Annotated in this window: 19 protein-coding genes; 13 read left to right on the top strand and 6 right to left on the bottom strand. The window is 61.9% G+C overall.

The genetic code is table 11. The features are described from left to right. Positions 1-240 precede the first annotated feature (240 nt). The gene (locus tag T370_RS0116395; protein ID WP_005028537.1) at positions 241-570 is read left to right on the top strand and encodes a CGGC domain-containing protein; all 330 of its coding nucleotides are present in this window, start codon (positions 241-243) and stop codon (positions 568-570) included. 97 nt (positions 571-667) lie between these two features. Further along, positions 668-982, top strand: coding sequence for a TfoX/Sxy family protein (locus T370_RS0116390; RefSeq protein WP_029436352.1), 315 nt, complete (start codon positions 668-670; stop codon positions 980-982). Between the two features lie 188 nt (positions 983-1,170). Here the strand turns inward: T370_RS0116390 and T370_RS0116380 are convergent, their stop codons facing one another. From T370_RS0116380 to T370_RS0116365, 4 genes are all read right to left on the bottom strand, one after another. Then, positions 1,171-4,398: a UvrD-helicase domain-containing protein gene (locus T370_RS0116380; protein WP_029436351.1), complete on the bottom strand. Its 3,228-nt coding sequence runs from the start codon at positions 4,396-4,398 to the stop codon at positions 1,171-1,173. Positions 4,399-4,407: 9 nt separating this feature from the next. Beyond that, positions 4,408-5,196, bottom strand: coding sequence for a methyltransferase (locus T370_RS0116375; protein WP_227329162.1), 789 nt, complete (start codon positions 5,194-5,196; stop codon positions 4,408-4,410). A gap of 128 nt (positions 5,197-5,324) precedes the next feature. Beyond that, the gene (locus tag T370_RS0116370; protein ID WP_005028542.1) at positions 5,325-5,633 is read right to left on the bottom strand and encodes a Dabb family protein; all 309 of its coding nucleotides are present in this window, start codon (positions 5,631-5,633) and stop codon (positions 5,325-5,327) included. Between the two features lie 29 nt (positions 5,634-5,662). Further along, complete coding sequence (locus T370_RS0116365; protein WP_029436349.1) at positions 5,663-8,188, bottom strand: carbamoyltransferase HypF; 2,526 nt, start codon at positions 8,186-8,188, stop codon at positions 5,663-5,665. A 242-nt stretch (positions 8,189-8,430) separates the two neighbouring features. Between T370_RS0116365 and T370_RS0116360 the strand changes: the two genes are divergently transcribed. The 7 genes from T370_RS0116360 (at position 8,431) to T370_RS0116330 (ending at position 14,931) form a co-directional block, all read left to right on the top strand. Beyond that, positions 8,431-10,125: an AMP-binding protein gene (locus T370_RS0116360; RefSeq protein ID WP_005028547.1), complete on the top strand. Its 1,695-nt coding sequence runs from the start codon at positions 8,431-8,433 to the stop codon at positions 10,123-10,125. A 52-nt stretch (positions 10,126-10,177) separates the two neighbouring features. Further along, positions 10,178-10,894 (top strand): aspartate/glutamate racemase family protein, encoded by a 717-nt coding sequence (locus T370_RS0116355; protein WP_005028549.1) that lies wholly within the window; start codon positions 10,178-10,180, stop codon positions 10,892-10,894. After that, positions 10,894-11,448, top strand: a complete 555-nt coding sequence (thrB, locus tag T370_RS0116350; protein WP_009733343.1) for a homoserine kinase — start codon at positions 10,894-10,896, stop codon at positions 11,446-11,448. The genes T370_RS0116355 and thrB overlap by 1 nt, the downstream gene beginning before the upstream one ends. Then, positions 11,445-12,269 (top strand): amino acid ABC transporter permease, encoded by an 825-nt coding sequence (locus T370_RS0116345; RefSeq protein WP_029436348.1) that lies wholly within the window; start codon positions 11,445-11,447, stop codon positions 12,267-12,269. The genes thrB and T370_RS0116345 overlap by 4 nt, the downstream gene beginning before the upstream one ends. A gap of 138 nt (positions 12,270-12,407) precedes the next feature. Then, positions 12,408-13,214: a transporter substrate-binding domain-containing protein gene (locus T370_RS0116340; protein WP_005028556.1), complete on the top strand. Its 807-nt coding sequence runs from the start codon at positions 12,408-12,410 to the stop codon at positions 13,212-13,214. Further along, the gene (locus tag T370_RS0116335; RefSeq protein ID WP_081847579.1) at positions 13,211-14,149 is read left to right on the top strand and encodes an amino acid ABC transporter permease; all 939 of its coding nucleotides are present in this window, start codon (positions 13,211-13,213) and stop codon (positions 14,147-14,149) included. The genes T370_RS0116340 and T370_RS0116335 overlap by 4 nt, the downstream gene beginning before the upstream one ends. Before the next feature lie 230 nt (positions 14,150-14,379). After that, on the top strand, positions 14,380-14,931 hold the full coding sequence (locus tag T370_RS0116330) for a metal-dependent hydrolase (protein ID WP_029436346.1): 552 nt from the start codon (positions 14,380-14,382) through the stop codon (positions 14,929-14,931). 217 nt (positions 14,932-15,148) lie between these two features. Here T370_RS0116330 and rfbF read toward each other — a convergent pair whose 3' ends face one another. Further along, the gene (gene rfbF / locus T370_RS0116325; protein ID WP_029436345.1) at positions 15,149-15,919 is read right to left on the bottom strand and encodes a glucose-1-phosphate cytidylyltransferase; all 771 of its coding nucleotides are present in this window, start codon (positions 15,917-15,919) and stop codon (positions 15,149-15,151) included. A gap of 181 nt (positions 15,920-16,100) precedes the next feature. Here rfbF and T370_RS0116320 point away from each other — a divergent pair, with 181 nt between their 5' ends. Continuing rightward, positions 16,101-16,526: a PaaI family thioesterase gene (locus T370_RS0116320; protein ID WP_005028092.1), complete on the top strand. Its 426-nt coding sequence runs from the start codon at positions 16,101-16,103 to the stop codon at positions 16,524-16,526. Between the two features lie 325 nt (positions 16,527-16,851). On the opposite strand, the gene T370_RS0116315 is transcribed toward T370_RS0116320, so the two are convergent. Further along, positions 16,852-18,390, bottom strand: coding sequence for a penicillin-binding protein activator (locus T370_RS0116315; RefSeq protein ID WP_029436344.1), 1,539 nt, complete (start codon positions 18,388-18,390; stop codon positions 16,852-16,854). A gap of 289 nt (positions 18,391-18,679) precedes the next feature. Between T370_RS0116315 and T370_RS0116310 the strand changes: the two genes are divergently transcribed. From T370_RS0116310 to T370_RS0116300, 3 genes are all read left to right on the top strand, one after another. Further along, positions 18,680-19,738 (top strand): N-acetylneuraminate synthase family protein, encoded by a 1,059-nt coding sequence (locus T370_RS0116310; protein WP_029436343.1) that lies wholly within the window; start codon positions 18,680-18,682, stop codon positions 19,736-19,738. 351 nt (positions 19,739-20,089) lie between these two features. Then, a complete protein-coding gene (locus tag T370_RS0116305) occupies positions 20,090-20,566 on the top strand; it encodes a hypothetical protein (protein WP_029436342.1) in 477 nt (158 codons plus the stop codon). Between the two features lie 30 nt (positions 20,567-20,596). Then, the gene (locus T370_RS0116300; protein ID WP_029436341.1) at positions 20,597-22,291 is read left to right on the top strand and encodes an LIC12162 family transferase; all 1,695 of its coding nucleotides are present in this window, start codon (positions 20,597-20,599) and stop codon (positions 22,289-22,291) included. The last annotated feature ends 84 nt before the right edge of the window (positions 22,292-22,375 follow it).

The following is a 22,375-nucleotide window of genomic DNA, read 5'->3' as shown; positions in this document are numbered from 1 at the left end:
CCTCTCCCCTCCCCAAACCCCACCCCTCTCCCTCCTAAGACTTTTGTAATGGGGGAGTGCTGACACCGGGGAACGGGGGAAAAGATACTGTGGAGCGGGGTTCTCGTCATGTATGGGAGTCCCGCTTTTCTTGTTCCTGCCGTTGCATGGGCTGGTTAAAGCTGGTATCGGTTTTTTAGCCGGCCTCGTTCGGACGGAGCTTGCAGATGCGTTTTGGTAAAGAAAATAAGAGGGATCGGTATGAAAAAGGTCGGTATCATCCGCTGTCAGCAAACTGAGGATTTGTGCCCCGGCACGACGGATTTTGTCACGGCGGCCAAAGGAAAGGGAAGTTTCGAAGCGTTCGGTGAATGTCAGATCGTCGGCTTCGTGAGCTGCGGCGGCTGTCCCGGCAAGCGTGCCGTAGCCCGCGCCAAGATGCTGGTGGATCGCGGGGCGGAGGCCGTTGCGCTCGCTTCCTGTATCGGCAAGGGATCGCCTATCGGCTTCCCCTGTCCCAACCGTGAGCAGATGGTGCAGGCCATCCGTGCGAAGATTGGTGACATCCCGTTGCTCGAATATACCCACTAAGGCGTAAAGGCACCTCTCAAGGGGGTTCCGCCAACAGGCCCAGACATCCGGCTCTCCTCCAGACAGGGGAGAGCCTCTTGCTGCCAGAGGAGAAGAAATGGCCTCAAGCCCTGAGTTCATGCAATCCGTCGCGGCACGGCTGGAAGACGCGGGAACCATCACCTACAGGAAGATGTTCGGCGAATATTGCGTCTATTGCGACGGCAAACCGTTCGGCTGCGTTTGCGACGATCGCCTGTTCGTGAAGATCACGGAACCGGGAAAAGCCTTCATGCCGGATGGCAAGCTGGAATTGCCCTATGAAGGGGGAAAGCCGATGCTCCGGGTCGAGCGGTTGGAAGACAGGGCCTTTCTGAAAAAACTCGTGCGTATGACCTGTGAAGCGCTCCCGGAACCCAAGAAAAAGAGATGAACATTTCCCTGCCCCTGTTTTCCCTTTTTTCTCAAAAAAAGACGCTCCAGTACGGAGCGTTTTTTTATCCGGTATAACCGACGAAAGGGATTCGATAAGGTCAAAAGTCTTTGGGGAGGATGGGGGAGGTTTGGAGGGGGAAGGAGGGGCTTTCTTCAGAAAGGCCCTCCTTCCCCTTCCAATATTTTCTAAAACAGCTTCATCTGCGTAGCTTTCGTCTGCACATGGCGGACAAGCCGGGTGTGCCGGAACAGCTCGGGCAGCGCGGAGAGGAAGCGCGAAGGAGGCAGTTCCAACGCCTTGCCGTAGAGATGGCGCTGCGCCGCATGGCTGACGAAAACCGCATCCTGCGCACGGGTCAGGCCGACATAGAACAAGCGCCGCTCTTCCGCGAGCGCGTCCGGGTCGATAGCGCCGCCGGGGTCGCCGTGAAGCAGCGCATCCGCGCCGGGGAAGGGCAGGATGCCCTCTTCCAGGGCGGGCAGGAATACGGCCCGGAACTCAAGCCCCTTGGCGGCGTGCAGGGTCATGATCTGCACCTGCTCCGCCTGTTCGCGCACAAGATCCAGATCCTGCCGCAGGCATACCCAATCAAGCAACCCTTCCCATGTCTTGCCCTGTTCGCGGAACGCCCGGAGCAGGGCATTGCAGGCCGCCGATTCGGTGAACAGCGGGGCGAGGAGCTTGGCGGCATCCAGATGGGAGGCCAGCGCGGACGGCCCTGCCTGCCAGAGCTGTTCGGGCAGGGACGCGGCCAGCTGCGGCACATCCACGTCGAGGCTGCCGGGGCCTTCCGGCGCGGCAAAGGGACGCTGGAAGCGCAGCCCCGCCAATTCAAGGATGAGGGCGGCGGAAGGATCGCCCCAGAAGGGGGCCGTTTCCGGTGCCGAGCAGGGGACGCCCCGGCGCTCCAGAGCGGTTTTCAGAGGCGGGATGAGCGCTTTCATGCGGACCAGCACGGCCACTTCGCCGGGGCTGCACGGCGTGGCAAGCGTGGCATCGCGGCGGCGGGAATCTTCCAGCGTATGGGAGGTTCCACCGAGAAGAAGCGCAACCTGATCCGCGACCCATGCGGCTTCCTTGCGGGCGTCCGGGGCGCTGAACAAGTGCAGGCAAGCTTCCGTATTCCGGGTGGGGATAAGTTTTCCACAGGCTGAGGATAGTCCGAGCAATGCCGAAGCCGAGGTCAGGATTCCGGCGGCGGAACGGTGGCTTGCGGCGAGCGTGACGCTCTCCAGCGAAGGCCACGCTTCACGCAGGGCGGACTGAACATCGGGATGCGCCCCACGGAATCCGTAAATGGCCTGATCGGGGTCGCCGATGCCGAAGAACCCATGCCCGTCTCCGGGCATCAGCGCCCGCACAAGGGCAACCTGCAACGGCGAAAGGTCCTGTATTTCGTCGACCAGCACGTTGGTCCACTGGCGTTCCGGTTCGGCTTGCAGGCGGGCCAGCCAGTGCTCCAGCAGATCCGTATAGTCCGCAAGCTTCCGCTCGCGCTTGGCGGCGTGGTAACGCTCCTGCAGGGCGGACTGTTCGTCCGTCAGGGGGGCGAGGCGCTCGCGGGCGAGGGACAGCTCATCCCATACGCGTCTGGCGTCGGCGGCGGACAGGGCGTTGGCCTTGGCGAACACGCTCCGGGCCGTTTCTTCGGGCAACACGGCTGGCAGGGCCTCCTCAGCGGAGCCCCAATGGGATAAGGCCAGAGCGTGCAGGGTATCGGCCTGAGGCAACGGGACGCCTTCCCCAAGGGCGCGTTCAAGGCGTTCCCGGAGCTCGGCGGCGGCGCGGCGGGTAAAGGTAACGGCAAGGATGCGTTGAGCGGGGATGCCGTCCTTGAGGAGGCGCTGGACGCGGCCCACAAGGGTGCGGGTTTTGCCGGAACCGGGGCCCGCGAGTACCAGCACGGGGTTTGGCCCGGCTTGGATGGCTTTCTGCTGCGCTTCGGAATACGGGAACGCCTTCGGATCGGGCGGCGTCTGGGGCGCCGGGGGCGTCATTGCCGCGAACAGGGATACCTGTTTCGATGCTGGTTCCTTGGAAGGTGCCGCTTTGGGTTTTCTGCCCGGTTTTTGGGCTTCGGGCAGAGCATCCAACAAGGATGAAGAACGATACCTTCCGGTCACAAATTGTTTGCGCTCTTCTTCCGAGAACACTTTGACGACCCCGTATTCGCCGTCAAAGCCCGCTTCCTTGATGACGTCGCCCCGGCGCATACGGGCCACGGCCTCGCCGAGGGCGTCCCAGTGCTGGCGCAAATCCGACTCGGGGACCGTGTGCAAAATATCCATTTCCGAACCGAACAAGCGGACCAGTTCGGACTGCCTTTCCTGCACTTTTCGGCTTTTGGGGCCGACGGAAAGCAGTTCGCCGAGCATTTCCGGAAGCGGGAACAGCGAGACGAATCCCGGATCGTGCTTGGGCATGACCGGGGCCTTGCGGTCGGCCAGCGCCATGACCCGGTGGAGTACGCCGACGGTGAGCGGCTTGCCGCATACCGGGCAGATATTCCCGATTTTCATGGATTCTTCCGGCTCAAGGACAACATTGCAGGCGCGGTGCCCGTCAAGGTGGTACTTTCCTTCCTCAGGGAAGAACTCGACCGTCCCCCGGTAGATGCAGCCTGAGCCTTCCTCGTCCCGGGCGGCCCGGCGCAGCGCGTCGAATATGCCGTCATAGGAAGGCGTGCCTTCAAAGAGATTGGCTTCGCGGCCGAGGTTTTCCCCGGAATGCGCGTCGGAATTGGAAACGAGCGCATAACGGTCGAGCGCGGACCAGAGCCGGTTCATGTCCGGATCGGAGGAAAGGCCGGTTTCCAGGGCGAAAATATGTGAGGAGAGCGATCCGAAGCAGTCTTCCAGCGCGTCAAAGCCGGATTTGGAACCAAAAAGCGAAAACCACGGCGTCCAGATATGCGCGGGAATGAGCACGCCGCGCTCGTCGGCTTCAAGCACCATTTCAAGGAGATGCTCGCAATCGAGGCCAAGGATCGGACGCCCGTCGGAAGTGATGTTGCCGATTGCGGCGAGCTTGTTGGACAGCTTGTCCGCACTCTCCAGACTGGGCATGATCACGACGTTGTGCACTTTGCGTACGGAACCGTCTTTCTTGTAGATGGAGCTGATTTCCGCTTGGATGAGGAACTGCGGCTCGCTGACACCGTCCGGACGGGAAAAGCCGGGGATTTCCGTTTCCAGCGGCGTCTTTTCGCGGACGCGGTAGAGGCCGCTGTTGTCGTCATAGACGAGGTCACGCCGCAGCTCGTCCCGCCATGCCGGATGGGTGAAATCGCCCGTGGACATGACGGAGAGGCCTTTGATCATACTCCATGCCGCAAGATTGCGGATATTGAGCCTGCCGCTGGTGGCGCGGGAAAAGCGCGAATGGACATGCAGATCTGCGCGAAAGTATTTCATGCCTTCAGACTAGCGCAAAAAAGGGCAGAAAGCCAGTGATTCCAGTGTGAAAAAACGTTCCGGGCCGTACAGGGCGATTGGTTCGGCGACGGATGGTTTGGCGTGTGCGCCTTTACGGGCTTCTATGAGCACGAACGTGGCCGGAGAAGTTTTTTGCTTGTGGATATATTGTAACAAGTAGGGAGTGAGCCCCGCCCCATCCAGCGCCGCCAGCATATCCTGAAGCCTGTCCGGGCTTATGATGCAGGCGAAACGTCCATCTTCTTCGAGCAATGAGGAGGCTGCGGACGCGAACAATGGGAACGTTCCTTTATCCCCGAATAAGGCTTTTTGGCGGGCCTCTGTTGCGGGTAAGCGTCCGGAGCCGACAAGACGCCACGGCGGGTTCGCCATGACCAACTGGACCGGGGAGGCTTCCATACGGAGGTTTTCTAAAAAACGCGTGTCGGCAAGTTCCCCGGTATGCAGAGCAAATCGATCCGAAAAACCAAGCTTGGCAGTATTGTTTTGAGCGGCGGCAATCAGCTCGGGATTACAATCCATACCGAAGCCTTGGCAAATGTTTCGTTTAAGTAACAAATAGGCAAGGCCAACAACGCCGCACCCTGTTCCAAGATCTATAAACCGTATGGTAACATCGGTTGTACGGCTTGCCGCAAAGGCCGCGAGCAACAGCGCGTCGACGCTGAATCGGAAGCTGCCCTCGGGCTGTTCCAGTCCTGCGGGAAAGGCCCGCCGCGCTTCCGCGTGAGGAGCTGGGGACTCACCGATCGGCGTTGTTTTTTCAGGTTGGGTCATAAACGGTATGCGGTAGGAAAGGAGGGGAGTGGCCGGTTGTGGCCTGATGAGAAGAGACTTGGAAGAGAGGGAGGAAAGGAACCGCAGGGCATTTCCCCGGAAGGCCCCTTTCCCTCCTCCGGTGAAGTTTAGAAAGTATAGTCGATGGCCTGGCGGGACTCGGTCACGAGCTTGATAAGTTCCTTGCCGACGGCGACATGCGCGGGGTGTTCGGCATAGGCCTTGAGCCCTTCGGCGTCGTCATGCGTGGTCATGAGGATCACGTTGACCGGCATGGTGCAGGTCGGGAGGAAGTCATAGGACACTTCAAGGGACTTGAGGGACGGAATCTGCCCCATGAGGGCTTCGAGACGCTGTTTGATGAGCTTGGCGTTTTCGGCGGCGGTACGGCCTTCAGCTTCGGGTTTCAGCGTCCACCAGACGATGTGACGAACCATGATGCGACTCCTTTTGAACAGAGGTTGAATCAGCGGAGAACGTGGGACGCCCACGCGGCCTGACCATAGGACAGCCCGCCGTCTCCGGGCGGCAGTGCGTGATGCGTGAGCGGGACAAGCCCGCGCCGCGCCAGCGCTTCCGGCAACAGCAGGGCTATGGTCCGGTTGTGGAAGACGCCGCCGGACAGGGCCACGGTGCGGACGCCGCAGCGCCGCGCCCCGGAAAGCGCCAGATCGGCAAGCCCTTCCGCCAGTCCAAGGTGAAACCGGCGGGCCAGATCGGGGACAGAAACGCCTGTCCGCCGCAGTTCCAGCAGGTGCAGAAAAAAGGCTGCCGTGTCAAGTTCCAGAAGGCCGCCCCGTTCCTTGATGGAGAAGGGCACGGCCATTGTTACCGATAGGTCTTGATGCGCTTCCAGACGGATGGCGGCCTGTCCTTCGTAGGTGATGGACGGGCACAGTCCCAGCAGTGCGGAAACGGCGTCGAACAGGCGGCCGCAGCTTGAAGTCATGGGCGTGGCCTTGCGGCGGACCATCTCCAAAATGGCGTCGTGTATGGCGTGCTTTCCGTCCACCCCAAAGAGGGCGTCCATGTCCTCCGCAAAATCTTCCAGTCCTTCAGCCTCGGGAAGCCCCATGAAGCCGCTTGCGATGCGCCACGGTTCCCTGATGGCGACTTCGCCTCCGGGCAACGGGAACGGCGCAAGGCGGCCGATGCGTCCGCCATAGCGTTCCTCGCCAGCGGATTTGGGATCGACGAAGAGGAGTTCTCCGCCCCATATGGTTCCGTCCGTGCCGTATCCGGTGCCGTCCAGCGCCAGCCCGAGCGCGGGGGCGTCATGCCCGTTTTCCGCCAATACGCCGTACACATGGGCGAAGTGGTGTTGCAGGCGCAGGACGGGCAGGCCGGAATCCAGCGCATAGCCCGTGGAAAGGTAGTCGGGGTGCAGATCGCAGACGATTGCTTCGGGTTTGACTTCCAGCAGCCCGCCGAGGTGTTCCGCCATGTTTTGGAAGAACTCGAACGTCTCAAGGTTTTTCAAGTCGCCCACATGCTGGCTGAGGAAAGCATCCTTGCCGCGTGTAAGGCAGAGCGTGTTCTTGAGTTCCCCGCCTGTGGCCAATACGCAGCGGCCCGCGTCGCGGGGGAGTTCCAGCGGCCTCGGAACGAACCCTCTTGCCCTCCGGAAGAAATGGAGCGGAGGAGACTCCCGGGGGAGGGCGTTTTCCGAAGAAAGGTTTCCGCCCCCGGCCCCCCATCCCTCAAGGTTTTTGGCTGACGGGGAGGGAATCCCCGCAGAAGTTCCGTTTGGGCGGGAGGGGAAACTGGCAGAGGGGATGCTGTTTTTTTGTGGATAATATTGTGGATTGTTGTCTGTGGAAAAGTATTCTCCCGGCAATGATTCCACCCGCACCACGGAGTCGTCGGCACGGATCAGGATGTCCCGATTGTGGAACAAAAAGAGGTCGGCGATGTGCCGCAAGCGGGCCAGTGCCTCGCGGTTGCCGAGCGAGATGGGCTCGCCGCCCGCGTTGCCGGAGGTCATGACGAGGGCCGGGAGCGGAGAAAGCGCGGCGAATGCTTCGAGGAGCAAGTGGTGCAGCGGGGTGTAGGGCAGCATGACGCCGATGCTGCCCACGTCCGGCGCAATGGCGGGCGGCAGGACGCCGCGCGATGCGAGCACCACGATGGGCCGTTCGGAGGAGGCCAGGACGGCGGCTTCCGCATCGGAAACACAGGCGACGCGCCGGGCCGTTTCAAGATCCGGCACCATGATCGCCAGCGATTTGTGCGGGCGGCATTTGCGTTCGCGCAGCAGGGCGATGGCTTCGGCACTCGTTGCGTCGCAGACCAGATGAAAACCTCCAAGCCCCTTGACCGCAACGATGTTTCCGGCACGCAGGGCGGCGGCTGTCCGCTCAATGGCGCGCTGCCCTTCGGCAAGCTCCGGGCCGGGGATACGGGGATCGCCTTCGGGGGCGGAGGCCAGCCAGACCTTCGGCCCGCAGACGGGGCAGGCGTTGGGCTGGGCGTGGAAACGGCGGTCGAGGGGATCGTTGTATTCGGCGGCGCAGTCCGGGCACAGTGGGAAGCAGCTCATGGACGTGGTGGCCCGGTCGTAGGGGATGGAATGGGTGATGGTGTAGCGGGGGCCGCAGTCCGTGCAGTTCGTGAACGGGTAGCGGTAACGCCGGTTCGCCGGATCGCGCATGTCCGCGAGGCAGTTGCCGCAGGTCGCCACATCCGGGCTGACCAACACGGCGTGGCCGTGGTGCCCCTCGCTGTGCGCGATGGCGAAGGCCGCCTCGCCGTCCGCAAGGGGCAGTTCCTCGCGGCGGAGGGACGTGATCCGCGCGAGCGGCGGCAGTTCGTGTTCGAGGGCGTGGGCAAAGGCGGCCAGAGCCTCATCGGTTCCCTGCACCTCCACCCTGACGCCGTCCGACGTGTTGCCCACATGCCCGGTGAGCCGGAGCCTGGTTGCGGCACGGTATACGAAAGGCCGGAAACCAACCCCTTGGACCTGTCCGCCGATGATATAGCCGTGTCGTTTCATGTTGCGCTCCCGTTGTGTCCGAAAAAAGAGGCGTTGCGTCCGATTTCTGTTCTACCGCCGGAAAAACGGGAGAAAGCCGCGGGTGCACCGCCCGTAAGCGTTTTCCGGCACCATAGCCGCCCGTGAGAAGCGCGGCAACCCCCAAAGCTCTCATGACGGAACCCTTGCGGGCCGGGTACTTCGTTTGGTATGATCCCCGTTTGCTTTTCATGTCTGCCAATTTGTTTTTTCGGAGTCCTCACATGAGCGATTTTACAGTGCAGGAACTGACGCTGGGCCAGCTTCTGGAGAATACGGCGGCCCGTTTTCCCGATACCGACGCCGTGATCCACGCGGACCGCGAGTTGCGGCAGACGTGGTCCGAGTTTTCGGCGTGTGTGGACGATATGGCCAGAGGCTTGATGGCCATCGGCGTACAAAAGGGCGAGAAGGTTGCCGTATGGGCGACCAACGTGCCCCACTGGGTGACACTCATGTTCGCCACGGCTCGCATCGGGGCCATTCTGGTCACGGTAAACACCAATTACCGCGAAACGGAATTGCGTTACCTGCTGCAGCAGTCGGAATGCGAGAACCTCTTCATCATCGACAGCGTGCGCGACCACGATTTTATTGCTTCCACGTATGAGGTGCTCCCCGAACTGCGCCGCCAGCGGCGCGGGATGCTCGAAGTCGAGGGGCTGCCGCACCTGAAGCGCGTGTTTTTCCTTGGCACGGACAAGCACCGGGGCATGTATTCCCTGCCGGAACTCTTTTCCCTCGCCGGAGATGTCTCGGATGAGGAATACGAAAGCCGCAAGGCGTCCATTTCGCCCTATGACGTGGTGAACATGCAGTACACGTCCGGGACGACGGGCTTCCCCAAGGGCGTGATGCTGACGCACGTGAACATCGTCAACAACGGCTATTGGATCGGCTACCATCAGAAATTTTCCTCGCGCGACCGGGTATGCCTGCCCGTGCCTTTGTTCCACTGCTTCGGCTGCGTGCTCGGGGTCATGGCCTGCGTGAACCACGGGGCCACCATGGTGCTGCTCGACGCCTTCTCCCCCGTGCAGGTGATGACCGCCGTGGAGCAGGAGAAGTGCACCGCCCTGTACGGCGTGCCGACCATGTTCCAGGCCATTTTGGATCACCGCGTCTTCTCGCGTTTCGATTTTTCCTCGCTGCGTACGGGGATCATGGCAGGGTCCGTGTGCCCCGAGCCGCTCATGCGCCGGGTCATGGATCAGATGTGCATGAGCGAAATCACCATCTGCTACGGCCTGACCGAAGGTTCTCCGGTCATGACCCAGACCCGTACCGACGACACCGTGGAGCGCCGGGTCAAGACCGTGGGGCGGAGTATGCCCGGCATCGAAGTCACCATCCGCGATCCTGAAACCAACGAGGAAGTCCCCCGTAATGCCGTGGGCGAGGTATGTTGCCGTGGCTACAACGTGATGCAGGGCTACTACAACATGCCCAAGGACACGGCCGAGGCCATCGACGAAGAGGGCTGGCTGCACTCCGGCGACCTCGGCATCATGGACGAGGACGGGTATGTCAGCATCAGCGGGCGAATCAAGGATATGATCATCCGGGGCGGCGAAAACGTATACCCCCGCGAGGTGGAGGAATTCCTCCTCAAGATGGACGGAGTGGCCGACGTGCAGGTCGTGGCCGTGCCGAGCCGCCGCTACGGCGAAGAGGTGGGCGCGTTCCTAATCCCCAAGGAGGGGGCGGACGTCGCTCCCGAGGATGTGCGCGACTATTGCCGCGGCAAGATCGCGTGGTATAAAATTCCGCGCTATGTGGCTGTGGTGGAAGGTTTTCCCCTGACAGCCAGCGGCAAGATCCAGAAATACAAGCTCCGTGAAATGGCGGCGGCGTATTTCCCCGAGGCCATGCGCGAGCGCAACGGACTCCCGTCTAGGGGACGCCGGGGTACGGCGTGATATTTGATTTTGGGAAAAGGCGGCGCGGGCGTCCGCACTGGGAGCCATGTTGATGAAGACCATCGGCCTTATCGGCGGCATGAGCTGGGAAAGCACGGTTACATACTACCAGATCGTCAATCGGCTGGTGCAGGAGCGGCTCGGCGGGTTCCATTCCGCCAAGTGCATCCTGCACAGCGTGGATTTCCATGAGATTGAGGCCTGCCAGCGGGCAGGGGACTGGGAACGCAGCGGCGAACTGCTGGCGGAGGCCGCTCGCGGTCTGGAACGCGCCGGAGCCGATTGCGTGCTCATCTGCACGAACACCATGCACAAGGTGGCGGACGCGGTGCAGGCGGCGACGTCCCTGCCGTTGCTGCACATCGCGGAACTGACCGCCGACGAGCTGGAGGCCGCCGGAGTGTCCACGGTCGGGCTGCTCGGCACTCGCTACACGATGGAACAGGATTTTTACACGCGCAAGCTCGTGGAACGGGGCATCACCGTGCTGATCCCCGAAGAAGATGGGCGCGCGTTCGTCAATCGCGTCATCTTCGATGAGCTGTGTCTCGGGACGGTCTCCGAGTCCTCCCGGCGGGCGTTCGCGGCGATCATCGGCGGCCTGACGGCCCGGGGCGCGCAGGGCGTCATCCTCGGCTGTACGGAAATAGGCCTGCTGGTGCGCCCCGGGGACACGTCCGCGCGGCTGTTCGACACGACGGAAATCCATGCCCGGCGCGCTGCCTTGTATGCGCTTGGCGAAGCGGTCCCACGCGACGGGGGAGAGTGATGAACACGATTTCTTCAATGAAGGTTCCCGGCCTGACCGAGGACAAGTGCGTGACCCTTATCGGCATGGCTGGAGCCGGCAAAAGCACCGTGGGCCGCGCTGTGGCCGAACGCCTCGGCTGGGCCTATGTGGACACCGATCATCTGATTGAATCCACCTATGGGGCGCGCCTTCAGGACGTGACGGACGCTCTGGACAAGGAACGTTTTCTGGATGTCGAGGCCAGAGTCATCCAGTCCCTTCGGATGCAGCGCGCAGTGCTCGCCACGGGCGGCAGCGTGGTCTATCGGCCCGAAGCCATGCGGTATCTGACCTCCCTTGGTCCGGTGGTCTTCCTTGATGTGCCGCTTCCTCTCATTTTGGAGCGCATTTCGCGCAAACCGGATCGCGGGCTTGCCATTGCGCCGGGGCAGACTGTGGAAGACTTGTTCCGTGAACGTGAGGCCCTCTACCGTCAGTGGGCTACCTGCCGTGTCGCGGCTGGGGACATCGACGTTTCCGAAACTGCGAACGCCGTTTTTGACGCCATTGCCGGGTGCGGACAGGCTCTATGAGCGAACGGGCTTGCGGCGTGCGGCTTCACCCTGCGGCCCGGTTGCTGCGGTGGATGGGACGCCATGCCGTAGGAGTATGCTTTCTCCTGATCGGCGTCTGGCTGTTCCGCGCGGTGCTTGCCGGAGCGGACGGCATTTCCTATGACTGGCAATGGTATCGCGTCTGGCGGTATCTGGGGCGCTGGACGGACGGGCATTTCATCCCCGGCCCGTTGCTCGACGGGCTCGGCATGACCGTGCGTATCGCGCTTTTCGGGCTTGCCCTTGCCGTCGCCGCCGGGCTCGGCGCGGCGTTGCTGCGGCTTTCCCCGTGGCCTGTGGCGCGGGGCATGGCGCATGTCTATGTGGGGTGTTTGCGAAATACCCCGTTGCTCCTTCAGTTGTTTTTTGTGTATTTTCTGTTCGCTCCCGCCATCGGCGTGGGGCCTTTCGGCGCGGCCGTGCTGGCCCTCGGCCTGTTCGAGGGGGCGTACATGGCGGAACTGTTCCGGGCGGGACTGCAATCCGTGCCCCGGGCGCAGTGGGAAGCGGGCATCAGCCTCGGCCTCGGCGTATGGAACACGCTCCGGCTCGTTATCCTGCCGCAGGCCGTGCGCCGGATGTTGCCGCCGCTGACCAGCCAGCTTGTTTCGCTCATCAAGGACACCTCGCTCGTCAGCGCCATCGCCGTGGCGGATCTCACCATGCAGGCGCAGGTGTTGATCGCGGATACGTTCCTTGCGTTTGAGATATGGCTGATCGTCGCGGCGCTGTATCTCGCGCTCACGCTCTGCGTGGCGCTGCCCGCCCGCTGGATGGAGCGCCGGTACGCTTGGCGGTAGGCTTTGGGCGGGGGAAGGGGAACCTTCCCGAAAAAGGCTTCTACCTTGCTCCCCCTCCGCCTTCCAAGGCGTTCGGCTTGTGGGAGACGGCGCGGCGGGCGTTTCCGTTGCGGAAAAGAAAAGTTCATAGGAGGCGTTATGAAAAAGTTTTTTGCTGTGTTGATGCTGGCGGCGGCCTTGATCCTGCCCGGTCTGGCGCAGGCGAAGGACGCGCAGACGTCCATGATCGACGATGTGGTCAAGCGCGGCGTGCTGCGTGTCGGGTTTTCCTCGTTCGTGCCGTGGGCCATGCAGGACAAGAACGGCGAATTCGTGGGCTTTGAAATCGACGTGGCGAAGCGCCTCGCCAAGGATCTGGGCGTGGAACTCCAGCTTGTGCCCACGAAGTGGGCCGGGATCATCCCCGCGCTGATGGCCGGGAAATTCGACGTCATCATCGGCAGCATGAGCGTTACCCCCGAGCGCAATTTGAAGGCGAATTTCACGGTTCCCTATGATTACGCCACCATCGAAGTCATGGCGAACAAGGAAAAGACCAAGGGCATGAAGTTCCCCGAGGACTTCAACAAACCTGAAGTGGTCGTTGCCCTGCGCACGGGCAGCACGCCTGTTCCCGTGGCCAAGAAAGTGCTCCCCAACGCCACCTTCCGCCTGTTCGACGACGAAGCTCCCGCCGTGCAGGATGTGCTCTCGGGCCGCGCCGACGTGATGTTCTCGTCCGCGCCGCTTCCGGCCTTTGAGGTGCTCCGCAACCCCGACAAGCTTTACCAGCCCTCCACGGACGCCTTTTACCGTCAGCCTGTGGGCATGGTCATCCGCAAGGGCGATCCCGACAGCCTGAATGTGCTCGACAACTGGATCCGCACGGTCGAAGCGGAAGGCTGGCTCCCCGAGCGCCGTCATTTCTGGTTCAAGACGACCGATTGGGAAGCGCAGCTTCGATGAGTTCCGGCGGCTCCCGGAAGGCGCTCCGGCGCGAATGGTCGCCCTATGCCGAGTACGGTCGGCAGGGGCGGCTTTTCCCCACGTTCGGGCGGGTGGACGCCGTTCTGGTCGTCTTGCTGCTTCTGGGAGCCTGCTTTTTCCTGTGGCGTTCGGAAACCATAGCCGCCTATCGCTGGAGCTGGCCGGAATTGGCGGATTTCCTTGTCCGCCGCACGCCCGGCGGCTACGAGCCCGGCCTCTTGATCCGGGGGCTCATCGTCACTCTCCGCCTCGGCGTCTGGTCGATGGCGCTGGCTCTGCTCATCGGCGGCGTTCTGGGCGCCCTTTCCGCCGGGCAACGCGGCGTCGCAGCGTTGCCCATTCAGCTTTTCGTCAATTCCGTCCGTAATATCCCTCCTTTGGTGCTGCTGTTTCTCCTGTATTTTTTCGCGGGCAACCTGCTTCCCGTTTCCGATATGGAACAGGCCCTTCGCTCCATGCCTCCTTTCGTCAGGGATGCGGTGGCGTGGGGATTCGCCCCTGAAGGCCAGCTTGACCGCATGGTTGCGGCGGTACTGACGCTTGGGGTGTACGAAGGGGCCTATGTTACGGAAATTGTCCGCGGAGGCATCGAAGGCGTGCCGCACGGGCAATGGGAAGCTTCGGCGGCGCTCGGTTTTTCCCGTTCGCAGCAGCTCCGTATGGTCATTTTTCCGCAGGCCGTGCGCGCGATCCTGCCTCCGCTCGTGGGGCAGGTCATCACCACGTTCAAGGATTCCGCGCTGGCTTCGCTCATTTCTCTGCCCGACCTGACTTTTCAGGCTCTCGAAGTCATGGCGATCAGCCGCATGACCTTTGAAGTCTGGATCAGCGCCGGGGCCATCTATTTGCTTCTTGGTGTCATCTGCGCCCGCTACGGTCGCTGGCTCGAAACCCGGGAGACGTGGAAGGCGTAGAAGGGTGCAAGAGTGGAATCGGTGGAAGGGGGGAGCACCCCCACGGTTTGCCCTCCCTTCCACCGGATCTCCACCCCTCCTCTTCCCTAGGCTTTCGGTGGGTGGGGAGGCCGCGCGGCGGGAGTTCCTGCCGTATGAAGGGCCGTTTCCGGATACGGTGCGAAGACGCTTGACCTTTGCGGGGGAGAAACCGTACTGTGCCGTTTTTCCTCTTTATCATCGGACGAAGCATGAAGTGGTTTACGCACAAGGCAGTGGCTGTAGCGGGAGCGCTCGCGGCAGGCGCGCATCCGGCGGCGTTGTTCGCCGTAATGATCGGGAGTGTGCTGCCCGATATGGTGGATACGGCAATGGCGCGGGGCGACAAGAAAGTATGGAGGCGCATCCACCGTCAGACGTCGCATTGGTTCGGCTGGTACCTTGTCATCATTATACTGGGCTTTCTTATCCCGACACAGCGGATCGTGCTTGATCTGCTGAGGGCGACACACATCACATTCCCCGGCGTGTCTCCGTCGGCGCTGGCGCAGATCAGCGGCATCGGCAACGATCTGCTCGTCTGGGTCGGCATCGGCGGCTTGATCCACGTCCTGCTGGATGCCCTCACGCCCATGCGCGTTCCTCTGTACCCTTTCGGAGGCAGCAAGCGCTTCGGCATCAATCTCGTCAGTACGGGGACGTGGCGCGAAACCATATTCCTGTTCGTGGCCCTCGGAGCCATAGCCCTCCAGTTCGATCAGGCCCGCGCCGTCTTCGAAGAGGCCGTTAGGACTATTCTGTAAAAGCAATCCTACTGGAAACAAGGCGGAAAGAATAAAATCCTTCCCGTCGCATCCCATAGAAAACGCCCGAACGGTTTTCCGTCCGGGCGTTTTCCGATCACAGGCAACCCCGTGAGCAGGGATTCGATAAGGTCGAAAGTCTTGGGAGGGAGAGGGGTGGGGTTGGGAAGCCCTTCTCCAGAAGGGTTCCCTCCCCCTTCCCCCGCATATCAAAATGCTATTTGCACCACGGGGCGTTGCCCTTGTCCCAGAGGGAGTTGAGCGCCTGCGCGTCACGCAAGGTATCCATGCACTGCCAGAAACCGGTGTGGCGGTACATGGAAAGCTGGCCTTCGGCGGCAAGGCGTTCGAGCGGCTCCTTCTCGAGATCGCAGGACTCGTCTTCCGAGAGATAGTCAAGAAATTCGCGCTTGAACACGAAGAACCCGCAGTTGATGTATTCGTCCAGAACGGGTTTTTCCTGCCAAGACAGGATGTTGCCGTTCTCGTCGGTCTTGACGGAACCGAAGCGGGAAGGCATCCGGACGCCGGTGAAGGTCGCCATCTTTCCGGATTTGATATGAAAATCAACAAGTTCTCTAATATTGATGTCGGAAACGCCGTCCCCGTAGGTGACCATGAAGCGATCCGTGTCGATGTGCTGTGCGATGCGCTTGATGCGCGCCCCTTTCAGGGTTTCCGGCCCGGTGTCGGACATGGTGACGCGCCAGTCGGTCACCTGCGCGGTCGGGTGGTAGGTCGTCGAGCCGGTGGCGAGATCCACGGTGAAGTCCGCATTACGCATACGGTAATCGTGGAAATACTGCTTGATGACCTCCCCCTTGTAGCCGAGGGGCAGCACAAAATCCTTGTGACCGTACCGGGCGTACATGGACATGATATGCCACAGCACCGGACGCCCGCCGATTTCGACCATCGGCTTGGGTTTGAACTCGGTTTCTTCGCGGAGCCGGGTTCCCTTACCGCCACACAGAATAATAACTTTCATGGACTTGCCTCATGTTTCCAGATATAGGAAGCTCCGTATCCTGACCGGATCATCGGAGTCCGGTCACACTAGCAAAACACGCGGCAAAGGTGAATACCCCCGTCCTTCCGGGCAAAAATCCCCCCACCCCGCAATCCCTTTTCGGCCTCTTTTCGACGCCATCCGCATCAGGAGAAATCTCATGTCCCCATCCGTTCAGGCCATCAGGCGGTTCCTCGAAGCCCACGACCGTTTCGCCGCACACAACGGCATCACCGTTGAAGATGCCGACTACGATTACGGCAAGGTCAGCCTCGCATTCGAGGATCACGCCAAAAATTCTCTCGACATGCTGCACGGCGGCGCGCTGTTCACCCTCGCGGACATGGCCTTCGGCCTCGCTTCCAATTTCGGGCAGGAAGACGGCACCATGATCAGCACCAATGCCACCATTTCCTACATGAAAAGCGCCAAGACCGGCCCCATCGTCGCCGAAGCCCGGCTCGCCAACGGCGGCAGGCATCTCGCCACCTATGAAGTCAAAATCTACGACGGGCAGGGAACCTATATCGCCTGCGCCATGATCTCCGGCTACCGCCTCGACACGAAGCTGGCGATTGAAGAATAGAGAATGTGGGGGAAGGGAGGGGGAACCTTTCTGGAGAAGAGGGGAGCACCCCCGCGGTTTCCCCTCCCTTCCCCCATATCCCCATCCTCCCTCTCCCAAGGCTTTCGACTGGCGGGGAGGCCGCGCGGAAGGAGTCCGTTCCGGCAATGTGCTGAAAACACGTTTCCTCGCCTTATCAATCTCCGTGCCGCCGAGCCCTTAAAAAAGACGACTCCTGACGGCATCGGGGCGAATGAAAAGGGTTCCGCATCCGGCGCAAGCAGGATGCGGAACCCTTTTCATTCGCCCTGAGGGGGTCTGGGGGGCATCATGCCCGCACTGCCTTTTATCTCCCTACGCGGCGGGCGTGGCGGGCGATGATCTCGTTGTAACGGGCCTTGAAGGCCCCGGGCTCGGCAAGCTCAAAACCGGACTGCACCGGACGGAACACAAAGAGTGCCTGCGCCGCCTTGCCGTTGGACCAGCTCATGGGAGCCATGCTCCACTCCATGTTCTGGGCGGAAGCCAAACGCTGGTTCACCTGCGCGGGCGTCCACGGGGTTTGAAGATTCATGACCGAGGCCATGCGGACAAAGTCATACCCGATGCCTTCCCAGAAATCCGGGGTGCCCTTGCCGGACTCGGCCATCGCACGCACGAGGGCGCCCGCCGCCGGGGACGGGGACGCCGGATTCCACGCGCCGGGGAAAATCGCCAGATCAAGATTCGCCACATTAACGCTCGAACGGTTGGAAAGCCCCTGCTCCCAAAGGGACGTCCCCATCAGCACGAGGCGATCCTCGCCCTGATAGAACAGGAACGGCACGAGCAGCTCCAGATTCTTCCAGCTGTCCGGAATGAAAGCCGCTTGGAAGGTCGACGTCGGGACGGGGGTTTTGCCGCGCATGGTTCCGCCCACGAAACCGCGCATCACCTCGCCCCAGCTGGTGGTGTCGCCGGAAGGATAGGTCGCTATCTTGGCCGTGGAACCGTTGGTGCGCACGGCCTTGAGGAACAGATCCGTCATGCGCTGCCCGTAAGTATCTGTCGGAGCAAGGACGCCGTAGCTGGAAATGCCGAGATTGCGCGTAAAATTGAGGACCGCGTCGATTTGATCCTGCGGGCTGGCGAAGAAACGCCACGCGACCGTCCCTTCGTCGCTTCCTTCAAGGCTCGGGAGAAAGGCGAAGACGGCGCGCGATTGCTGGATGCTGCGGGACTTCATCGCGGTATAGCGATCCGCGCGCAAGGGGCCGCCCACCATCACGCACTGCGGGGGCAGCTGAGACAGCTTGTCCAGCCAGTCGGAAGATTCCGTATCGATCATGCGGACATCCATCATCATGCCGGATTTGGACAATTCACCCTGCGCGGCCGTGGCACCCGCGGCGATCTTGTTGCCGAACGGCCCGTACGCTCCGCTCAGAGGCAAGGCCAAGGCCACACACCCGGAACTGAACGACGGCTGCCCTGCGCCGCCCGCGCCGGAAAGCTTGCTCCGCACATCAAGCCACGCGGAGCTGTTTTCCGCTCCGGGGACCAGATCCTTCCAAAATTTCAGGGCATTCTGGGCGCCCTGCATGTTGCCGCTGGAAAGGGCCGCCCGAGCCACACGCTCCCACGCCAGCGCGCGCTGTTCCGTGGGAAGGGCCGCGTCACGGGCCACCACATTGTACAGGCGCTCGGCTTCGGCATAATTGCCCGCCCTCCACGCCGCATCGGCCTGTTCGGAAAGAGGCTGGCCGCTGACGGCATGGCCGGGCTGGGACGAAGGATACCCGCCGCCGGAGACAAATACGGTACGGCCGCACCCGGCGAGCAGCAGAAGGCACGCCAAAACCACCAAAGCGCCTGCCCGTGCAGGCCGTTTCAGACAACCGTTCATGATTCCCCCCAAAATATGGTTCCATCCGTATGCGATACGCCGCACAGGGAACAAAAAACCCGCAAAAAAGCAGGGTTCGCAACCTGAAAAAGGCAGACGACAAGGCGTATCCGTTTCCTCATAGGCGTTTCAAGGCTACAGCATGGCGGAAAGCGAGGCAAGCCCGGTTCGCCTAACCACAGGGCTTTGATGCCGGTTTACGCCATTTGACCGGCGTTCGCGGCAAGGGTACAAGGCAAGGGTACCCTCTGTTTTCCCGTAACCACCGCACCTTCTCACGGAGCGTTTTATGAACCTCATCGACCTCATCAGCAAGCACCCCGTCCCGGTCACCCGCTTCCAGCGTCCCTACGTCATCGCCGAAGCCGGTGTGAACCATGAAGGCAGCATGGACATCGCCCGCCGCCTCATCGACGAAGCCGCCCTCGGCGGCGCGGACGCCATCAAATTCCAGACCTACAAGGCGGGGACCCTCGCCTCCAAGCATTCCCCGGCCTACTGGGACACCAGCAAAGAGCCGACCCCGAGCCAGTACGAGCTGTTCAAAAAGCACGACTCCTTCTGGAAAGGCGAATTCGAAAACCTGAAAAAGCACTGCGATCAGGCCGGTATCGCCTTCATGTCCACCCCGTTCGACGTGGAGTCCGCCAAATTCCTCAACGACATGATGGATGTGTTCAAAATCTCCTCTTCGGACCTCACGAACCGCCCCTTCATTGAATTCATGTGCGACTTCAAGAAGCCCATCATCATGTCCACCGGGGCGGCCAGCCTTGCTGAAATAGCCGAGGCCGTGAGCTGGATTGAAGCCAAGGGCAATCCGCTGGCCCTGCTCCACTGCGTGCTGAATTACCCCACGATGGACGAAAACGCCGCGCTCGGCATGATCCCGGCCCTCGTCCGCCATTTCCCGCAGCACGTCATCGGCTACTCCGACCACACCCTGCCCAACGATATGAAGGTGCTGGAAGTTGCCGCCCTGCTCGGTGCGCAAATCCTTGAAAAGCATTTCAGCCACGACAAGACGCTGCCCGGCAACGACCATTACCACGCTATGGATTACAAGGATCTCCAGCTCTTCCGCCAGAATTTCGAGCGGACGCTGTCCATGATCGGGGAAATGCGCATCGAAGCGCTGGCCTCCGAGGAGCCCGCCCGCCAGAACGCCCGCCGCTCCCTCGTCGCCAACCGCAACATCCCCGCCGGGAAGATCATCGACAAGGACGACCTCACGTGGAAGCGTCCCGCTGGCGGCATCAGCCCCCGTCACTACTATGAAGTGCTCGGCATGGCCGCCCGCGCCGACATCGAGGAAGATACCGTCCTCCAGTGGGCGCATCTGGAATAAGAAACGCATGTGCGGGAAGGGGCTGGAGAAGGTCCCCTTTCCTCCGCCCTATCCGTTGCGGGTCGCCTCTTTCCCCAGAATTCCGCACGGAAGAAGGGAATGGAGAGCGCCCGCCACAGTGAACGGCAAGACAATCATTGAGCATTCGGTTCGTTGTGTTTCAATCTTCCTCAAGTCCGGCGCGATCCGGCGTTTCCCAAGAAGGGAAACGGGGAAACGCGCACATCTTGCAGGAAGACAGGGGTGGGGGCCCGAGGGAGGGGAGAAGCAAAGCCAAGGGAACCTTCTTTCGGGAAAAGCGTGCCTCCCCTCCCCCGGGATTCCACAACACACATCCAAAAAGGAAACGCCATGAAAAAAATGCTCATTGCCGCCGTATGCCTGATGCTGCTGAGCCCGGCCCATGCGGGCGCATCGCTGTTCGGTTCGGACGGCCCGAAGGACACCGACGAGATCACGCCTCTGCAATACGCCTCCCTGCTCGGCCTGCGGGACATCGATCCCGTGATGTTCCGTACGAAGCTGATGCCGCTCATTGACGAAGCCATGAAAGACGGCAAGATCACCGTCGGCGAATGCAAAGAAATCGAAAAGGCGGCCGGGAACGTGGCCCCGGCCTTCTACGCGGCCGCGAAGGCCCCGCGCCTTCAGGACAGCATCTCGGAAACGATGGACAAGGCGAAGAAGGACGGCAAGGAATTGGGGTCGAAACTTGAGGACACCCTCAACAACCAGCTTCCGCAGTTGTTCGACGACGCCATGAACCTGTTCCGGGATCAGATGCGGCAGTACAACAAGGAAAAACCAGAAGCGCCCACAAACCTCTGATTGCCTGCGGCGCGGAAAGAGGCATCTCCTGTGACCACTCAATCCATCACGACGCTGATTCTTGGTACGGCCCCGGAAAACGCGACCCCGGCCACCCACATCCTGGCCGGGCCGTGGTGTACGGCCCCGGCGTCAGCCGAAGAAACCGGTTTCGACATGCCGCCGGAACCGCTGGCCGATCCCGAACGGCTGGAAACGGCCGCCAGGCAGGCGCGCCAGCTCGTCACGCAGCTTGCCCCCCGGCTCCGGGATTACCTGAACGGACTTTACGGCACGCAGCACGACGACCGCTATTGGGATTTCGTACTGGCCCCGTGGCTTGTCCGCGCCGTGGAAACGCTGATCGACCGGCTGTACCGTACCGCCGGGATTCTGGAAACGTTCGGCGGCCGCCCCCTTTCCGTGCCCGTGCTGGACGCTTCGGAATTCGCCTTCGCGGATACGCAGGACTTCATCATGGGCGGCATCCTGAATCCGCAGTGGAACCACTGGCTGTTTTCCCGCCTGCTGAAACGGGACTGGCCCGCCGCATGGACAGCCGAGGAACTGCCGCCCGTCCGGCGCGAGGCCGCCCCGACCAGACGGGAAAACCTCTTGAAGCATGTTGCGCGGAACATCCTGTTCAGCCTGCCCTTTCCCCGCGTCAAAGGGTTCAGCCTCAGGCAATCGTTCGATCTGTCCGTCGTGCTCACGCTCAACCGGGACCGGCGGGACGACACCATCCCGCTCCGGCTGCTCGGCGATCCGTCCGCGCCGCCCCTGCCTCTCGGATTCACGGAGGACGAAGCCTTTGATCTCGCCGTCGCCCTGCTCCCCGAATCCTTGCGGAAAGCGTCCATCCCGCAGACGCTCGGCCACGAACAGGCCCGCATCCGCTCGCGCGTGGTCAGCGTGGCGGCCTGCGAGGACGACGCCTACCGCATCAAGATGGCCCTGCACCGGGGGCGCGGCTGCCGGATGCTCTTCATCCAGCACGGCGGCGAGTACGGCTATGTCAGGACTTCCGTGGCCTATCCGCTCGTCGAGTATTGCCAGCACCGCTTCATCACATGGGGATGGAAGCGCCACGGCCTCATGCCCGGCAACTTCCTGCCCCTGCCGCATCCCCAGCTTGCGGCCCTGCGCGATGCGCACCGTGAGAAGTCGCCCACGCTGCTGCTCGTCGGCACCGAGATGGCCTTATTGCCCTACACGCTCAAGTCCATGCTCCGGGGGCGGCAGCAATTCGCCTACCGGGAAGACAAGGCCCGCTTCATGGCCGCCCTGCCCGAAGCGCTCCGCAAGCAGTCCCAGTACCGACCCTATTTCGACGTCCCTTCCTCGCTTGAGGACGCCCCGTGGCTGCTCCGGCGGTTCCCCGAGGTAACGCGCTGCACCGGCCCCCTTGAGCCGCGCCTGCTCGGCTGCCGCCTGCTTGTGCTCGATCACGCGGGGACGACGCTGGCGCAGGCGCTTGCCGCGAACATCCCGTTCCTGCTCTACTGGAACCCCGAGACCGCCAGTTTCACCCCTGAAGCCCTGCCGCTGCTCGACAAGCTCCGTGAAGCGGGCATCCTGCACGACACGCCGGAATCCGCCGCAGCCAAGGCCGCCGAAGTCTGGGGCGACGTGCCCGGCTGGTGGGCCTCCGTCCGCGCCGCGTGCAAGCCCTGGGCGTCGCAGCACGCCCTCACGAACAAGGACGACGTCCCGCATGTGTGGAAGCTCGTGTTGAAGGATGTATAGAAGAGAAGATTGGAGGGGGCGAGGGGCCCTTTCTGGAGAAAGGGCCCCTCGCCCCCTCCAAACCTCTCTTCTATACATCCTTCA

The sequence above is a fragment of the Bilophila wadsworthia ATCC 49260 genome, from assembly GCF_000701705.1.
GTDB classification, from domain to species: domain Bacteria; phylum Desulfobacterota; class Desulfovibrionia; order Desulfovibrionales; family Desulfovibrionaceae; genus Bilophila; species Bilophila wadsworthia.
The sequence above is the reverse complement of the archived record's forward strand: the minus strand, read 5'-3'. Positions and strand labels throughout refer to the sequence as shown.

Excerpts from the sequence above, each read along its gene's own strand:
- T370_RS0116395 (WP_005028537.1), top strand. The coding sequence starts at position 241 with ATGAAAAAGGTCGGTATCATCCGCTGTCAGCAAACTGAGGATTTGTGC.
- T370_RS0116390 (WP_029436352.1), top strand. The coding sequence starts at position 668 with ATGGCCTCAAGCCCTGAGTTCATGCAATCCGTCGCGGCACGGCTGGAA.
- T370_RS0116380 (WP_029436351.1), bottom strand. The coding sequence starts at position 4,398 with ATGAAATACTTTCGCGCAGATCTGCATGTCCATTCGCGCTTTTCCCGC.
- T370_RS0116375 (WP_227329162.1), bottom strand. The coding sequence starts at position 5,196 with ATGACCCAACCTGAAAAAACAACGCCGATCGGTGAGTCCCCAGCTCCT.
- T370_RS0116370 (WP_005028542.1), bottom strand. The coding sequence starts at position 5,633 with ATGGTTCGTCACATCGTCTGGTGGACGCTGAAACCCGAAGCTGAAGGC.
- T370_RS0116365 (WP_029436349.1), bottom strand. The coding sequence starts at position 8,188 with ATGAAACGACACGGCTATATCATCGGCGGACAGGTCCAAGGGGTTGGT.
- T370_RS0116360 (WP_005028547.1), top strand. The coding sequence starts at position 8,431 with ATGAGCGATTTTACAGTGCAGGAACTGACGCTGGGCCAGCTTCTGGAG.
- T370_RS0116355 (WP_005028549.1), top strand. The coding sequence starts at position 10,178 with ATGAAGACCATCGGCCTTATCGGCGGCATGAGCTGGGAAAGCACGGTT.
- thrB (WP_009733343.1), top strand. The coding sequence starts at position 10,894 with ATGAACACGATTTCTTCAATGAAGGTTCCCGGCCTGACCGAGGACAAG.
- T370_RS0116345 (WP_029436348.1), top strand. The coding sequence starts at position 11,445 with ATGAGCGAACGGGCTTGCGGCGTGCGGCTTCACCCTGCGGCCCGGTTG.
- T370_RS0116340 (WP_005028556.1), top strand. The coding sequence starts at position 12,408 with ATGAAAAAGTTTTTTGCTGTGTTGATGCTGGCGGCGGCCTTGATCCTG.
- T370_RS0116335 (WP_081847579.1), top strand. The coding sequence starts at position 13,211 with ATGAGTTCCGGCGGCTCCCGGAAGGCGCTCCGGCGCGAATGGTCGCCC.
- T370_RS0116330 (WP_029436346.1), top strand. The coding sequence starts at position 14,380 with ATGAAGTGGTTTACGCACAAGGCAGTGGCTGTAGCGGGAGCGCTCGCG.
- rfbF (WP_029436345.1), bottom strand. The coding sequence starts at position 15,919 with ATGAAAGTTATTATTCTGTGTGGCGGTAAGGGAACCCGGCTCCGCGAA.
- T370_RS0116320 (WP_005028092.1), top strand. The coding sequence starts at position 16,101 with ATGTCCCCATCCGTTCAGGCCATCAGGCGGTTCCTCGAAGCCCACGAC.
- T370_RS0116315 (WP_029436344.1), bottom strand. The coding sequence starts at position 18,390 with ATGAACGGTTGTCTGAAACGGCCTGCACGGGCAGGCGCTTTGGTGGTT.
- T370_RS0116310 (WP_029436343.1), top strand. The coding sequence starts at position 18,680 with ATGAACCTCATCGACCTCATCAGCAAGCACCCCGTCCCGGTCACCCGC.
- T370_RS0116305 (WP_029436342.1), top strand. The coding sequence starts at position 20,090 with ATGAAAAAAATGCTCATTGCCGCCGTATGCCTGATGCTGCTGAGCCCG.